The sequence below is a fragment of the Microbacterium oleivorans genome (assembly GCF_023715745.1).
GTDB lineage: Bacteria > Actinomycetota > Actinomycetes > Actinomycetales > Microbacteriaceae > Microbacterium > Microbacterium oleivorans_D.
Map to the genome: position 1 here is coordinate 32781 of NZ_JAMBOV010000003.1, position 15821 is coordinate 48601.

13 protein-coding genes are annotated in these 15821 nt (G+C 68.8%); 9 read left to right on the forward strand and 4 right to left on the reverse strand.

From position 1 onward, the window contains the following. Positions 1 to 36 precede the first annotated feature (36 nt). The 3 genes from M3190_RS08070 to M3190_RS08080 all read left to right on the forward strand — a co-directional run bounded on the left by M3190_RS08070 (position 37) and on the right by M3190_RS08080 (position 3503). Positions 37 to 2553, forward strand: a complete 2517-nt coding sequence (locus M3190_RS08070; RefSeq protein WP_251580466.1) for a glycogen/starch/alpha-glucan phosphorylase — start codon at positions 37 to 39, stop codon at positions 2551 to 2553. Between the two features lie 88 nt (positions 2554 to 2641). Continuing rightward, positions 2642 to 2884 carry a response regulator gene (locus M3190_RS08075; protein WP_251580467.1) on the forward strand — a complete coding sequence of 81 codons (243 nt, stop codon included), beginning with the start codon at positions 2642 to 2644 and terminating at the stop codon, positions 2882 to 2884. Next, positions 2874 to 3503, forward strand: coding sequence for a CYTH domain-containing protein (locus M3190_RS08080; protein ID WP_251580468.1), 630 nt, complete (start codon positions 2874 to 2876; stop codon positions 3501 to 3503). The genes M3190_RS08075 and M3190_RS08080 overlap by 11 nt, the downstream gene beginning before the upstream one ends. 112 nt (positions 3504 to 3615) lie before the next feature. On the opposite strand, the gene lpdA is transcribed toward M3190_RS08080, so the two are convergent. Further along, a complete protein-coding gene (lpdA, locus tag M3190_RS08085; protein WP_251580469.1) occupies positions 3616 to 5016 on the reverse strand; it encodes a dihydrolipoyl dehydrogenase in 1401 nt (466 codons plus the stop codon). 29 nt (positions 5017 to 5045) lie between these two features. Then, the gene (locus M3190_RS08090) at positions 5046 to 5621 is read right to left on the reverse strand and encodes a copper resistance CopC family protein (RefSeq protein ID WP_251580470.1); all 576 of its coding nucleotides are present in this window, start codon (positions 5619 to 5621) and stop codon (positions 5046 to 5048) included. 138 nt (positions 5622 to 5759) lie between these two features. Between M3190_RS08090 and M3190_RS08095 the strand changes: the two genes are divergently transcribed. The 3 genes from M3190_RS08095 (at position 5760) to M3190_RS08105 (ending at position 7568) form a co-directional block, all read left to right on the forward strand. Continuing rightward, complete coding sequence (locus M3190_RS08095) at positions 5760 to 6248, forward strand: FHA domain-containing protein (RefSeq protein ID WP_251580471.1); 489 nt, start codon at positions 5760 to 5762, stop codon at positions 6246 to 6248. Continuing rightward, a complete protein-coding gene (gene ftsR, locus M3190_RS08100; protein ID WP_251580472.1) occupies positions 6245 to 6925 on the forward strand; it encodes a transcriptional regulator FtsR in 681 nt (226 codons plus the stop codon). The genes M3190_RS08095 and ftsR overlap by 4 nt, the downstream gene beginning before the upstream one ends. A 97-nt stretch (positions 6926 to 7022) precedes the next feature. Further along, positions 7023 to 7568 (forward strand): MerR family transcriptional regulator, encoded by a 546-nt coding sequence (locus M3190_RS08105; protein WP_064002360.1) that lies wholly within the window; start codon positions 7023 to 7025, stop codon positions 7566 to 7568. 42 nt (positions 7569 to 7610) lie between these two features. Here the strand turns inward: M3190_RS08105 and M3190_RS08110 are convergent, their stop codons facing one another. After that, positions 7611 to 8423, reverse strand: a complete 813-nt coding sequence (locus tag M3190_RS08110; RefSeq protein WP_251580473.1) for a ParA family protein — start codon at positions 8421 to 8423, stop codon at positions 7611 to 7613. Between the two features lie 97 nt (positions 8424 to 8520). Between M3190_RS08110 and M3190_RS08115 the strand changes: the two genes are divergently transcribed. From M3190_RS08115 to M3190_RS08125, 3 genes are read left to right on the forward strand one after another with little or no spacing between them, the layout of a single operon-like run. After that, complete coding sequence (locus M3190_RS08115) at positions 8521 to 11928, forward strand: pyruvate carboxylase (RefSeq protein ID WP_251580474.1); 3408 nt, start codon at positions 8521 to 8523, stop codon at positions 11926 to 11928. Positions 11929 to 11981: 53 nt separating this feature from the next. Next, complete coding sequence (locus M3190_RS08120) at positions 11982 to 13367, forward strand: MinD/ParA family ATP-binding protein (RefSeq protein WP_251581240.1); 1386 nt, start codon at positions 11982 to 11984, stop codon at positions 13365 to 13367. Further along, positions 13367 to 13855, forward strand: a complete 489-nt coding sequence (locus tag M3190_RS08125; RefSeq protein WP_251580475.1) for a peptide deformylase — start codon at positions 13367 to 13369, stop codon at positions 13853 to 13855. Before M3190_RS08120 ends, M3190_RS08125 begins: the two co-directional genes overlap by 1 nt. A 59-nt stretch (positions 13856 to 13914) precedes the next feature. On the opposite strand, the gene M3190_RS08130 is transcribed toward M3190_RS08125, so the two are convergent. Beyond that, positions 13915 to 15750 carry an AMP-dependent synthetase/ligase gene (locus tag M3190_RS08130; RefSeq protein ID WP_251580476.1) on the reverse strand — a complete coding sequence of 612 codons (1836 nt, stop codon included), beginning with the start codon at positions 15748 to 15750 and terminating at the stop codon, positions 13915 to 13917. Positions 15751 to 15821: the final 71 nt, after the last annotated feature.

A 15821-nucleotide genomic window follows, 5' to 3' on the forward strand; every position in this document is an offset into this window, starting at 1 on the left:
TCGTCACCGCTGTGTGAACTCTGCCGCATCGACTCGATGCGGCACGGCCCTGGTGTGTACCGTCGTACCGTGAAGAACCCGCGACTTCAGCCGAGCCACCCGATCGCCCTCGCGCCGGTGCAGTCACCGGAGCCGACCGTCGACGGCTTCGTGACGCAGTACCTCCGCAACCTCAACAACGGACGCGGCGTGGCGCTGTCGACCTCGACGGCCAACGACCGGTACTTCGCCCTCGCCGCGACCGTCCGTGACTACCTGATGGCCCGCTGGCTGGAGGACGTCCGTCGGCAACGCTCGACCCAGGCCAAGGGTGTCGCCTACCTCTCCGCGGAGTACCTCCTCGGCCGGCAGCTCGACAACAACCTGCTCGCCACCGGGCTCAACGACATCGCAGCAGAGGCCCTCGTCGCGTGCGGCCTCGACCTGGAGGACGTCCGCGCGCTCGAGGTCGAGCCCGGTCTCGGCAACGGCGGTCTCGGCCGGCTCGCGGCCTGCTTCATCGATTCGCTCGCGACGCTCGGCGTGCCGAGCATCGGGTACGGCATCCGCTACGAGTACGGCATCTTCCGGCAGACCTTCGTCGACGGTCAGCAGGTCGAGCAGGCCGACTCGTGGCTCGCCCTCGGCTCGCCGTGGGAGTTCCCGCACCCCGAGGCGGCGCAGACCATCTCGTTCGCCGGCCACACCGAGACGTACGACGACGAGGGCGTCGCGCGCACGCGATGGGTGCCGGCCTGGAACGTCCTGGCGGTCCCGTACAACTACATGGTCCCGGGGTACCACAACGGGCGCGTCAACACGCTGCGTCTGTGGAGCGCGCAGGCGACGCAGGGCTTCGACCTCCGCGTCTTCAATGCGGGCGACTACCAGGAGGCCGTGCGCGCCCAGACCTACGCCGAGAACATCTCGAAGGTGCTCTACCCCGAGGACTCCACGCCGCAGGGCAAGGAGCTGCGGCTGCAGCAGCAGTACTTCTTCGTCGCGGCATCCATCAGCGACTTCGTGAACCTCATCCTGCCGAAGGACTTCGACCTCGAGAAGCTCCCCGAGCGGGTCATCTTCCAGCTCAACGACACCCATCCCGTCATCGGCGTCCCCGAGCTGATGCGGGTGCTCGTCGACGAGCGCAAGCTCGACTGGGATGTCGCCTGGCAGATCACGCAGCAGTGCTTCGCCTACACCTGCCACACGCTGTTGCCCGAAGCGCTCGAGGTCTGGCCGGCCGACCTGCTGGGCCGCCTGCTGCCTCGGCACCTCGAGATCATCTACCGCATCAACGACGAGTTCCTCGAAGAGGTTCGCGAGCGCTTCGGCGACGACGACGACCGGATCCGGCGGATGTCCATCATCGCGCCCGACGGCTCCGTGCGGATGGCCTTCCTGGCCACGGTCGCCGGGTCCAAGGTCAACGGCGTCGCGGAGCTGCACTCGCAGCTGCTGCGCGAGAAGGTGCTGCCCGACTTCGACGAGTTCTACCCGGGCAAGTTCACGAACGTCACGAACGGGGTCACCCCGCGCCGCTTCATCCGACTCGCGAACCCCGGCCTCTCGCGTCTCATCACCGACACGATCGGTCCCGGCTGGCTCACCGACCTCGACCGCCTCCGCGAACTCGAGGACTACGCCGACGACACGGGTTTCCGTTCCGCCTTCCGCGCCGTGAAGGCGTCCAACAAGCGGGTGCTCGCCAAGACCCTGGCCGAGCGTGATGGGTTCACCGTGGCCGACGACCACCTGCTCGACGTCATGGTCAAGCGGCTCCACGAGTACAAGCGCCAGACGCTCAAGCTCCTCCACATCATCACCGAGTACGACGCGATCGCCTCGGGTCGGGTCACCCCCGACCAGGTGACGCCGCGCACCTTCGTGTTCGGGGCGAAGGCGGCCCCCGGCTACGCGATGGCCAAGCGAATCATCCACCTCATCAACGCCGTGGGCTCGGTCGTCAACTCCGACCCGCGTGTGGAGGGCCGTCTCGCCGTCCTCTTCCCGCCGAACTACAACGTGACGCTCGCGGAGCGGGTCGTCCCGGCGGCCGACCTCTCGGAGCAGATCTCCCTCGCGGGCAAGGAGGCGTCCGGCACGGGGAACATGAAGTTCGCCCTCAACGGCGCACTCACGATCGGGACGGACGACGGCGCGAACGTCGAGATCCGCGAGCTCGTCGGTGACGAGAACTTCTTCCTGTTCGGCATGTCCGAGCCCGAGGTCGCCGACCTGCAGGCGCGCGGCTACCATCCGATCGACTTCGTCCGCGCCGACGAGAACCTGTCGCGGGCGCTCGACCTCATCTCGTCGGGGGCGTTCTCGGGGGGAGACGCATCGGTGTTCGAACCGGTCGTGTCCAACCTGATCCACCATGACCCGTTCATGGCCCTGGCGGACTACACCGACTACGTCGCGGCGCAGAAGCGGGTCGACGCCCTCTACGCAGACCAGGATGCCTGGACGCGGGCCGCGATCCTCAACGTCGCGCGATGCGGGTTCTTCTCGTCCGACCGGTCCATGCGTGATTACATCGACCGCATCTGGCACACGCCGCCGCTCGTCTGACGGGCGCGGATATCACCGCGCCGGCGGGCTGACAAGGCGCGACGGAGCCGGTGGGGTGCCGGGTTAGAGTCGGTGTCGGAGGTACATCATGGCAATCGCACGACTTCACGGCGGCCCGCTCGACGGCCAGGTCATCCCGCTCGAGGAGGACACGGATCGACTGATCCTGCCCTACAGCGAGACGCAGATCACCTATGAGCGCGCAGGCGCCGATGAGAGCACGGGGGAGGGCGACGGACCCACGTCCGCCGACTTCCGCTTCGTCGCCTCGCAGGACGACATCGACCCGTCCGCCGACGAGCGCGACGACCGTTCGACTCTTGACGACTGAGCCGGAACACTCGCTCGAGATCGAGCGCACGTACGACGTCGACGCCGGGACGCCACTGCCCGATTGGGCCAGGCTTCCCGGCGTCGCCGCCGTCGGCAGCCCGGAGCCGCGCGACCTCGACGCGCACTACCTCGACACCGCGGACGGGGCGCTCGGACGCGCTCGGGTCGCGCTGCGTCGCCGCAGCGGCGGGCCCGACGAGGGCTGGCACATCAAGCGCGTGACGGCCGAGGGCAAAGCGGAGTCCCGCTGGCCGCTCGACGACAGCGGCCCTGAGCAGATCGTGGTGCCCGAGGCGATCGAGGCGGCCCTGGCCCCTCTCGCCGCGCCGCCGTTCGCGCCGCTCGCGCGGATCCGCAACGCGCGCACGGCCTACGCACTCCTCGACGCGGCGGGCGATCTGCTCGCCGAGTTCGTCGACGACCGGGTCACCGCCACCGACGTCCGTCGGGGCGTCGAGACGTCGTGGCGCGAGTGGGAGCTCGAGCTCGGCCCCGCAGCGCCGACGGATGCCGCGGCCCGCGACGCGCTGTTCGCCGCGGCCGACGAGCTCGTCCGGGGCGTCGGGGGAAAGGTCTCCGGATCGGGCTCGAAGCTCGAGCGGGCCCTCGGGCTGTGATCTCCGGCGCCCGTTAACGCACTGACGCCGCCCCCGGCTTCGGTTGGGGCGGCGTCAGTCGTTTCGACAGGTTACTGAAGACCCATGCGTTCCGATAGGTCTTGCGCAGGCGTCACAGGTTGATCATGTGTCCCGCGAGGCCGTGGAACGCCTCCTGCAGGCCCTCGGACAGCGTGGGGTGCGTGTGGACGTTGCGAGCCGCCTCGAGGGCGGTGAGGTCCCACTTCTGCGCGAGGGTCAGCTCGGGCAGGAGCTCCGACACGTCGGGGCCGATGAGGTGGCCACCGAGCAGCTCGAGGTGCTCGGCATCGGCGATCAGCTTCACGAAGCCGACGGGCTCTCCGAGGCCGTTGGCCTTGCCGTTGGCGGAGAACGGGAACTTCGCGACCTTGACGTCGTAGCCGGCGTCGCGGGCCTGCTGCTCGGTGAGGCCGAATGAGGCGACCTGCGGCGAGCAGAACGTTGCGCGCGGCATGTTGCGGTAGTCGCCGAGCGTCTGGGTCTCGGCCTTGCCGATCGTCTCGGCCGCCACGACACCCTGTGCCTCCGCAACGTGCGCGAGCTGCAGCTTCGCGGTGACGTCGCCGATCGCGTAGACACCGTCGACGTTCGTGCGCATGTAGTCGTCGATCTCGATGGCGCCGCGGTCGGTGAGCTTGACGCCGGTGTTCTCGAGTCCGAAGCCCTCGACGCGCGGTGCGAAGCCGATCGACATGAGGACCTTGTCCGCCTCGACCTGGCCCTTCGCACCGTCGGCGTTCGCCGAGTACGACACGGTGACCTTGTCGCCGGAGTCGACGACCGACTCGACCTTGGTCGAGGTGAGGATGTCGATGCCGTACTTCTTGTACTGACGCTGGATCTCCTTCGAGACCTCGACGTCCTCGTTCGGGAGGGCGCGGTCGAGGAACTCGATGATGGTGACCTTGACGCCGTAGTTGCTCAGCACGAACGCGAACTCCATGCCGATGGCGCCGGCGCCGACGATGACGATCGAGTTCGGGAGCTCACGGGTGAGGATCTGCTCCTCGTAGGTGACGACGTTCTCGCTCAGGGTGACGCCCGGCAGAAGGCGGACCGTGGAACCCGTCGAGATGATGACGTTGTCAGCCGTGACGGTCTCCTTCGAGCCGTCCTCCTTCGTGACCTCGATGGACTTCGCGTCGATGAAGGACCCGCGACCCTGGTACTCGGTCACCTTGTTCTTCTTCATGAGGAAGTGGATGCCCTTGACGTGGGTCTCCGCGACCTTCCGGCTGCGGTCCCACGCGGTGCCGAAGTCGAAGGAGACGTCACCGCTGATGCCGAAGAGGTCGGCCTTATGGGTGAAGGTGTGCGCGAGGTCCGCGTTCTTCAGGAGCGCCTTGGAGGGGATGCAGCCGACGTTGAGGCAGACACCGCCCCAGTACTTCTCTTCGATGATGGCGGTGGACAGTCCGAGCTGTGCCGAGCGGACGGCCGCGACATAGCCGCCGGGGCCGGCACCGAGGATGACGACGTCGTAGTGAGGCATGCCTCCAGCCTAGTCCGCCGCCGGTGGCGTCACTCCTTCGTCTCGCCCTGTCGACCGCGCACGATCGCGACGGCGATCACCACGCCGACGGCGAGGAAGATGATGCCGCCGCCCACGGCGTACGGCACCGCGTTGAAGCCCTCGGAGGATCCTTCCGACTGCTCGGACGCCGACTCCCCGCATTCCTCGACCGCCGCCGTCTTGCCGTCCTCACCCACGGAGAAGGTGAACTGGTCGGAGATGGGGTGACCGTCGCTTGAGACGACCCGCCACTGGACGAGCACCGCACCCTCGACCGGCCCGCTGATGGCCTGGGTGACGGTGTTGTCGGTCACCTCGGGGTCACCCTCCGCGATCGATCGGCACGCTTCGTCGTAGACGGCGAGCACCGCGGCGCCCGCTTCGGTCGAAGGTGGAGCGCTGAAGGTCAGGGTGATCTCGTCGGGGGTGGTGCCGAGGATCTCGTCGGCGGCGGGGTCCGAACCGAGCAGCTCGTCGTGGGCCGCGGCGGGCGAGGCGGGGGCGAGGAACACAAGCGCGGTGAGGACCGTGGCCGCGATCGCGGCACTCCGACGCCGCGCGCGGGGGCGACTGGTGAGGGACATGAGGGCGACGTTAGTGTGCGGAAGTCGCCGCCCTCCGGCCCTGTCGTGCGAAGGAGTCGGCCGCTACCATGTCGCCTCGCGGCGGACCCGGCCACCGTGAGCGGGACCGATCGGTTACTGTGGGAGAAGGAGGACATCGTGGAGCAGAATCAGCGACCGGGCGGCGACATCCATCGGGGTGCCGAGACGTCGGCGCACCCGCGTCTCGTGGATTCGACGCAGACGTTCGGGCACGACTCGGACCTGTCCTTCGTCCCCTTCGGCGCAGAGCTGACGGCGGCCGAGGTCGAGGCGATCAACGCTCTTCCTGCCCGCGCCGCGCTCCTGATCGTTCGGTCCGGCCCGACCGCGGGCGCACGATACCTCTTGGACACCGACGTGACGACCGTGGGCCGTCATCCCGAGGCCGACATCTTCTTCGATGACGTCACCGTCTCGCGCCGTCATGCCGAGATCACCCGCACTGGAGCGACGTTCGAGCTCATCGACCAGCGCTCGCTCAACGGGACGTATGTCAACGGCGAGCGTGTCGACCGTGCGACGCTCACCGACGGCGCCGAGGTGCGTGTCGGCAAATTCCGTCTGAACTTCTTCATCGCTCCGGCAGAGCGGGCGATCGGCGCGTGAGCTCGGCCGCCGCCACCCGGGGACGAGCGGCGTCCTCGGGGTCTTTGAGCATCGGTCAGGTCCTCGCCCGGTTGAGCCCGGAGTTCCCCGCCCTCACGGCGAGCAAGCTCCGCTTCCTCGAGGTACAGGGCATCGTCACGCCCGTTCGCACGGAGTCCGGCTATCGGAAGTTCTCCGCGGCGGATGTGGAGCGACTGCGGACGGCCTTGAGCATGCAGCGCGACTTCGGCATCCCGTTGGCGCGGATCCGTGAGTATCTCGAGGAGCACGGCGACGAGATCGCGCCGGTACCCCCGGCGTCCATCGTGCAGACGTCGCGGCGCTACCGCCGCGACGAGCTGCTCAGCACTGCGGGTGCCTCGGCCACGCTGCTGAACGAGGCGGTCTCGGCCGGCCTCATCACTCCCGCCGACTCGTTCGACGAACGGGCCCTGGGCGTGCTGCGCTCCCTCGTCGCGCTCGACGCGCACGGGATCCAGCCTCGCCACATCCGCAGCATCCGGCAGAGCGCGGAGCGCGAGGTGTCGCTCATCGAGAGCGCGATCGCCCCGCTGCTGCGTCGGGCGGACGCCGGGTCGCGTGCGAAAGCGAATGAGATCGCGCCGGAACTGGCTCGCCGCCTCGAGGAGATCCGCCAGGTCTTCGTCGCGGCGGCTCTCGACCGTCTCACGCCGTGACGACCCGCGACACGCCGGGCCCGACGAGTCGGATGTCGTTGCCGGAGGCCATTCCCTCCTCTAGCGTGGAACTACCTATTACCCGCAGGAGGCCCCGATGACCGCGCACGATGCGCTGGGCGAGCAGAAGTTCTCGACCGAACTCCTGTTCACCGACGGCCTCCCCGAGATGGATGACGAAGTCGGCTACCGCGGAGCCCAGGCGGCGCGTGCTGCTGGCATCACGTACCGGCAGCTCGACTACTGGGCGCGGACCGAGCTGGTCGAACCGACCGTCCGGGGCGCGAGCGGCTCCGGATCGCAGCGACTGTACGGATTCCGCGACATCCTCGTCCTGAAGCTCGTGAAGCGGCTGCTCGACACCGGCATCTCACTGCAGCAGATCCGGATCGCCGTCGATCAGCTGCGCGCGGCCGGCATCCGCGATCTCGCGGGAACGACGCTCATGAGCGACGGGGCGTCCGTCTATCTCTGCACGTCGAACGACGAGGTCATCGACCTCGTCAGCCGCGGTCAGGGTGTCTTCGGCATCGCCGTCGGCAAGGTCCTGCGCGAGGTCGAGACCACGCTGGTCGACTTCGAGGCTCAGCAGCCCGAGCAGGTCGACGAGCTCGCCGCTCGGCGCGCTGCACGCTCCGCCTGAGTTCCACTCCACCCGCGCGGATCGCGTTCCCCGACGCGCTGTTCAGGCGGGCGAGGCGGTTCCTGCGACGGGGATCCGACCCGTGCGGACGATCCGGTCCAGCAGCGAATCGAAGTCGCCGGCCAGCTCCTGGGCGGAGTCGCCGGGCCAGATGTGCAGGGGTTTGGCGGCGCCCTGTGCCTGCTGGAGCGAGGTCCGCTCGGGGAGCTGGGGGGTCAGGACCAGGGGCCCGAACATGTCACGAAGCTCCTTGATGCGGAACTGGTGCTCGATGGATTGCGGGCGCACTCGGTTAACGACGATGCCGAGCGGCTGCAGTCGGGGCGACAGACCGCGGCGGATCTCTTCGATGGCGCGCAGCGCGCGGTCGGCGGCGGCCACGGAGAACAGGCCGGGCTCGGTCACGACGACGACGCGGTCGGATGCCGCCCATGCGGTGCGCGTGAGGGCGTTCAAGGAGGGGGCGCAGTCGATGAGGACGAGGTCGTAGTCCGCCTCGATCGTCGCCAGCGCCTCTTCGAGCTTCCAGACGTCGCGCACGCTCGGATGCGGGCCGTCGAAGTTGATGGCGGACGGGCTGCCGATCATGACGTCGATCGTGCCCGGGTGCACCTTCGCCCAGCCGCTCGAGGTGATGGCCTGACGGACCACCTTCTCCTTGGGGTTGGCGAGGACATCGGCGACGTTCAGCCGACCGGCCACCTGGATGTCCATCCCCGTCGACACGTCGGACTGCGGGTCCAGGTCGACGACAAGGGTCCGCACCCCGCGCGCGAACGCCGCGGAGGCGAGGCCCAGGGTCACGGTCGTCTTGCCGACGCCACCTTTGAGGGAGCTGACGGAGAGTACGTGCACAAGCGACCACGTTACCGTCCCCTAGGCTGTGAGGGTACTCAGCCCGTACCTCGGCGGCCCCGACGGAGTGGCCCCGCACCCAGTAGAGGTGAAGAGCATGTTTCGCAAGATTCTGGTCGCCAATCGCGGAGAGATCGCCATCCGCGCATTCCGTGCCGCGTATGAGCTCGGAGCCCGTACGGTCGCCGTCTTCCCGTACGAGGACCGCTACTCGCTCCACCGCCTGAAGGCCGACGAGGCCTACCAGATCGGCGAGGTCGGTCACCCGGTGCGCGCGTACCTCGATGTGGACGAGATCATCCGCGTCGCCCTCGAGAGCGGCGCTGACGCGATCTACCCGGGCTATGGATTCCTCTCCGAGAATCCGGAGCTGTCGGCGAAGGCGGCGGCTCACGGCATCGCGTTCATCGGTCCGTCCTCGACCGTGCTCGAGATGGCGGGCAACAAGGTCACCGCGAAGCAGCACGCGATCGCGGCCGGGGTGCCCGTCCTGCGATCGACCGAGGCGTCGGACGACATCGACGCCCTCGTGGCGCAGGCGCCGGAGATCGGCTTCCCGATCTTCGTCAAGGCCGTCGCCGGAGGCGGCGGGCGCGGGATGCGTCGTGTCGAGCACCCGGATGCACTGCCGCCGGCGCTGTCGGAGGCCATGCGCGAAGCCGGGAGCGCCTTCGGCGACCCTCGCGTCTTCCTCGAGCAGGCCGTTCAGCGTCCTCGCCACGTCGAAGTGCAGATCCTCGCCGACAAAGCCGGGAACACGGTCCACCTCTTCGAGCGCGACTGCTCGGTGCAGCGCCGGCACCAGAAGGTGGTCGAGATCGCCCCGGCGCCCAACCTGGCCGACGAGATCCGCCGCGACCTGCACGCCTACGCCGTCGCCTTCGCCGAGTCCATCTCGTACGAGAACGCCGGGACGGTCGAGTTCCTGCTCGAGACCGCCGGCCCGCGCACGGGCGAGGTCGTCTTCATCGAGATGAACCCTCGTATCCAGGTGGAGCACACCGTCACCGAGGAAGTGACCGATGTCGACCTCGTCCAGTCGCAGATGCGTATCGCCGCCGGTGCGACACTCGACGACCTGGGTCTGCGCCAAGAGCAGATCCATCTGCGCGGTGCCGCCCTGCAGTGCCGCATCACGACGGAGGACCCGGCGCACGGCTTCCGCCCCGACACCGGCAAGATCACGACGTACCGCTCGCCCGGCGGGGCCGGCATCCGCCTCGACGGCGGCACCACGGCGGCGGGTTCGCAGATCAGCCCGCACTTCGATTCCATGCTCGCCAAGCTCACCTGCCGCGGTCGCGATTTCGAGGCGGCGGTCGTCCGCTCCCGCCGCGCGCTGGCGGAGTTCCGCATCCGCGGGGTGTCCACGAACATCCCGTTCCTGCAGCGGGTGCTCGACGACCCCGCTTTCGCCTCCGGCGACCTGAGCACGGCCTTCATCGACGAGCGTCCCGGACTGGTCCAGGGGCGGGAGTCCAAGGACCGCGGGTCGAAGATCGTGTCCTGGCTCGCGGACGTCACCGTGAACCGACCGAACGGAGACAGCCCGGTCCACACCGACCCGGCGGCGAAGCTCCCCGACGTCGACCTGCGCGCGGAGCCGGCTCCCGGGTCGAGGCAGCGCCTGCTCGAGCTGGGCCCGAAGCGTTTCGCCGAAGCACTCCGCGCTCAGAGCGGGCTCGCCGTCACAGAGACGACGTTCCGCGACGCGCACCAGTCGCTCCTCGCGACACGGGTGCGGACGAAGGACCTCGTGCGTGTCGCGCCGCACGTCGCCCGTCTGACTCCGCAGCTGCTGTCGGTCGAGGCATGGGGCGGTGCGACGTACGACGTCGCCCTCCGGTTCCTGGGCGAGGACCCGTGGGAGCGTCTCGACGCGCTCCGCGCGGCGCTCCCGAACGTCGCGATTCAGATGCTCCTGCGCGGGCGCAACACCGTGGGCTACACCCCGTACCCCACGAAGGTCACCGATGCGTTCGTCGCAGAGGCCGCGGCATCCGGTGTCGACATCTTCCGCATCTTCGACGCCCTCAACGACGTCACCCAGATGCGGCCCGCCATCGAAGCCGTTCTGGCCACCGACACGGCCGTCGCAGAGGCGGCGATCTGCTACACGGGCAATCTCCTCGACCCCGCTGAGGACCTGTACACGCTCGACTACTACCTGCGCCTCGCCGAGCAGGTCGTCGACGCCGGCGCTCACGTCCTCGCCATCAAGGACATGGCAGGACTCCTGCGTCCTGCCGCGGCGGGACGTCTCGTGTCGGCCCTCCGGGAGCGGTTCGACCTTCCCGTCCACGTGCACACGCACGACACCGCGGGCGGTCAGCTGGCGACGCTCCTCGCGGCCAGCGCAGCCGGGGCGGATGCCGTCGACGCCGCCGCCGCGCCGATGTCGGGTACGACGAGCCAGCCGTCCCTCTCGGCGCTGGTCGCGGCACTCGCGGACACTGAGCGGGACACAGGTCTCGATCTGCAGGCGGTTTCGGACCTCGAGCCGTACTGGGAGGCGGTCCGCAACCTCTACGCACCGTTCGAATCCGGCCTGCCCGGTCCCACCGGTCGCGTCTACCACCACGAGATCCCCGGCGGGCAGCTCTCGAACCTCCGCCAGCAGGCGATCGCGCTCGGTCTCGCGGAGGACTTCGAGCTGATCGAGGACACGTACGCGGCCGCCAACCGCATCCTCGGCCGTGTGCCGAAGGTGACGCCGTCGTCGAAGGTCGTCGGCGACCTCGCCCTGCATCTGGCGGCGGTGAAGGCCGACCCGGCGGATTTCGAAGCGAACCCTGAGAAGTACGACGTGCCCGACTCGGTCGTCGGCTTCATGGCCGGCGAACTCGGCGACCTTCCCGGCGGGTGGCCGGAGCCCTTCCGGTCGAAGGTCCTTGCGGGCCGCTCCGTGAAGATCGCCGTCACCGAGATCTCACCGGAGGACTCGGAGGCCCTCGACGCGGACTCCGCGACGCGTCGCGAGAAGCTCAACAGACTGCTCTTCCCGGCACCGACGAAGGCGTTCCACGAGGTCCGCGACACGTTCGGCGACCTCAGCGTCCTCGACACCATCGACTACCTCTACGGAATGAAGCCCGGACAGGAGCACGTCGTCGAGATCGAGCGTGGTGTGCAGCTGTACGTCGGCCTCGAAGCGATCGGTGAGGTCGACGACAAGGGGATGCGGACGGTCATGGCGACCCTCAACGGCCAGCTCCGACCGGTCACGGTCCGCGACCGCTCCGTGGCCGTGGAAGCCCGTCAGGCCGAGAAGGCGGACACCTCCAAGCCGGGCCAGGTGGCCGCGCCGTTCTCCGGCGTCGTCACCGTCAAGGCCGACGAGGGCGCGAAGGTCCGCGCGGGCGAGCCCGTGGCTTCGATCGAGGCGATGAAGATGGAGGCGGCGATCACCGCGCCGGTGGACGGCGTCGTGGAGCGCATCGCGATCGCGTCCACGGCGCAGGTGGAGGCGGGCGACCTTTTGCTCGTGGTCCGTCCCGCGGACTAACCTGGTGCGTCGGGCTTTTCGAGGCCCCGGAACCACCAGGAGTGACCCCCGTGATGCGTGAGCGCGACAACGAGACGTCCCAGGATGTCGACAACGGTGTGCTCGAGCGCACCGACAACCTCGAGACGACCGGCATCGGCATCGTCGACGGGACGACGGCCCAGATCGACCTGAACCTCCCCGTTCTCGCAGACGATGACGACGACTATGTCGACGAGGACGACCTGCCGCCCGTGGTGCACGACGGCGAGCCGGCGTCGGCCGACGCGGCCGAGGAGCACACGGCGCCGGAGTCCGAGGCGGAGGCGCCGGACGACATCGTCGACGCTGAGGTGGTGTCCACCCCGACGGGTGCGACGCCGACCGGTGTGACGCGGCGCGCGATCCACCACCCCGCGGGCCCCGACAAGCACGCCCTCGAGCGCGTGCGCGGTGTCCGGGTCGAGGAGGAACCGCTGCAGTCGCGCCGTCTGGACCAACTGGCAGCGGACCGCGAGACACCGGAGCTGCTCACCGCCGATCGTCTCATCGACCGGTCCCGCGTCGCCGCTCCTGAACCCGAGGGGGTGTGGCAGCGCTTCGTCTATGGCGCGACCCTCCGTCGCGTCATCCTCGAGGACAGTCCGCGGGTCCGCGCGCGCAAAGAGCTCGACCGGCGCATCTCCGCACCGCTCACGGGGGGAGCGAAGTTCGTGCCGGTTCTCTCCCGCAAGGGCGGCGTCGGCAAGACGAGTGTCACCACGTTGCTCGGGATGGCTCTCGCCGACGCGCGCGAGGACCGCATCATCGCCGTCGACGCCAATCCCGACCGCGGCACGCTCGCGGAGCGCATCGAGCGCCGCAGCGGAAAGACCGTCCGCGACCTCGTCCGGGCGCGCGCGGAGGTGACCGGGTTCAACGACCTCTCCGCGATCGTCGCACGCGACGAGACACGCCTCGACATCCTGGCATCGGATGCCGATCCTCACCTGTCGGAGGCCTTCAGCGATCGCGACTACCACGATGTCGCCGCGATCGCTGCTCACTACTACTCGATCGTCCTCACCGACAGCGGCACCGGCATCGTGCACTCCGTCATGGACGCGACCCTCGAGCTGGCCGATCAGCTGCTCATCGTCGCCGGACGGAGTGTCGACGAGGCGAAGCTCGCCTCCGAGACCCTCTCCTGGCTCGAGACGAACGGCTACAGCGAGCTCGCCCGCAACGCCGTCGTCGTCCTCAACACGTCCCGGCCCGGCGCGAGCCTCATCAAGCCGAGTGAGCTCGAGTCCCACTTCCGCACACGCGTGCGTGCCGTGGTGACGATCCCTTACGACGCGCACATCGCCACCGGCGGCCCGATCTCGTTCCGTGACCTCGCGGGCGCCACGCGTCTCGCCGCGCGCGAGCTCGCCGCAGTCGTGGTGGAGGGCCTGCGCACCCCCGGGTCGGGGCGCTGATGGCCGTCCGTCCGATCCGCCTCTTCGGCGACCCGGTCCTCCGGAGCGTGAGCGCACCCATCGACGACATCGACGAGGGTGTCATCGCCCTCGTCACCGACCTCGTCGACTCCGTCGCCGAACCGGGTCGGGCCGGCGTCGCCGCTCCGCAGATCGGTGTCGGCCTTCGTGCGTTCAGCTACAACGTCGACGGCGTCATCGGATACATCCTGAACCCGACGCTCGAGGTCGCCGGGGACCCCGTTCCGACGGGGGAGGGATGCCTCTCCGTGCCCGGACTCTGGCATGAGGCGATCCGCCACCCGTGGGCGCGGGTCACGGGTATCGATCTGACGGGGGAGGAGCTCGTCATCGAGGGCGAGGGACTCCTCGCCCAGGCGTTGCAGCACGAGTGCGACCACCTGGACGGGATGCTCTACCTCGACCGTCTGCCGAAGGATGTCCGACGGCAGGCGATGCGCGAGGTGCGCGAGTCCGACTGGTTCTGATCGCAAGAGGAAGGGCCCCGGTTTCCCGGGGCCCTTCCTCTTGTTCGGTGTGCGTGGGTTCAGTGTCCGAGCGAGATGTTCGTCGTCGAGACGTTGGCCTGGTAGAGCTCGTCGATGTCGGCCGCGAAGTCCGACAGGATCACGTTCCGCTTGATGCTCATCTTCGGGGTGAGGTGACCGGATGCCTCCGTCCACTCCGTGTCGAGGATCACGAACTTCCTGATCGACTCCGCGCGCGAGACCGCCTTGTTGGCCCGGTCGACGGCGGACTGCACCTCGGCGGTCACCTTGGGGTGGGTGATCACCTGAGACATGGGCATGTCGGCGGCGAGTCCGTTGTTCGACATCCACGTCGGCAGCATCTCGCGGTCGAGCGTGATGAGAGCGCCGATGAACGGCTTCTGGTCACCCACGACGACCACCTGACCGACGATCGGGTTGGCGCGGATGGGGTCCTCGAGGACGGCGGGCGCGACGTTCTTTCCGCCCGCGGTGACGATGATCTCCTTCTTTCGGCCCGTGATCGTGAGGTAGCCCTCTCCGTCGAACGAACCCAGATCCCCGGTGCGGAACCAGCCGTCGTGGAAGGCCTCCGCAGTCGCCTCGGGGTTGCGCCAGTACTCCTTGAACACGTTGATGCCCCGGACCTCGATCTCGCCGTCCTCGCTCAGCCGGACGCCGACCCCGGGGAGAGCGGGGCCCACCGTCCCGATCTTGGACTTCGTGGCGAGGTTCACGGTCGCCGGCGCGGTGGTCTCAGTGAGCCCGTAGCCCTCGAGGATCTGCACGCCGAGGCTGTGGAAGAAGTGACCGAGGCGCGGGCCGAGCGGCGCGGATCCCGAGACGGCGTGCGTCACCCGCCCGCCCATGGCCGTGCGCAGCTTGCTGTAGACGAGGCGGTCGAACAGAGCGAACTTGATCTTCATCCCCAGGGGGATCGACTCGCCGTCCTGCAGCCGGCGCGAGTGCTCGACGGCGACGGCGGCGGCAGCGCGGAAGATCTTGCCTTTGCCGCCGGCCTCCGCCTTCTGCTCGGCCGAGTTGTAGACCTTCTCGAACACGCGCGGCACCGCCAGCAGGTACGTCGGCTTGAACGAGCCGAGGCCCGCCAGCAGCTTCGTGGTGTCGGGTTCGTGGCCCGTCTTCACGCCCGCGTGGATGTTGAGGATCGAGATGAAACGCGCGAAGACGTGCGCCAGGGGGAGGAAGAGCAGGGTCGCTGCGCCGGGCTGCTCGACCACCTCGTGGAGCGCCTTGGCGGAGTTGCGCGAGAGTTCGACGAAGTTCTTGTGCGTGAGCACGCAGCCCTTCGGTCGCCCGGTCGACCCCGACGTGTAGATGAGAGTCGCGATGTCGTCCGCGTTCGCGAGCGAGCGGCGACGCTCGATCTCCTCGTCGGTGATCTCGGAGCCCCGTGCGCGGAGGCTGTCGAGATCACCTGTGCCCATCGTCCACACCTCGCGGACGAGCGGGACCTCCGAGCGGATCTCGGCGACGCGCTCCGCGTGGGTCGCGCTTTCGACCACCATCGCCACGGCACCCGAGTCGGTGAGGATCCAGTTGATCTGCGACGCGGAGCTGGTCTCGTAGACCGGCACCATGACGGCGCCCGCGAAGAAGAGCGCGAAGTCGACGAGGGTCCAGTCGTAGGTCGTCCGCGCGAGGAAGGCGACCTTGTCGCCCGGCTGGATGCCGCTGGCCGCGAATCCCTTCGCGAGTGCGATCACCTCGCGATGGAACTCCGCTGCGGTGACGTCTCGCCATCCGTCCCCGTCCGGGACGGCGAACAGGGCGAGCGACGGCGTGGCCTTCACCCGCTCGACGAGGATGTCCGAGGTGTTCGCGGTCGGGTCGGCGGGCACGACGGCGGGGACGTCGAATTGTACGGCGCTCATGGGCGGCAACTCCTTCGGTACCGGGTGGCGTCAGGTGCGACCGAGTCTAGGCCATCGTGATCCTCGATCCC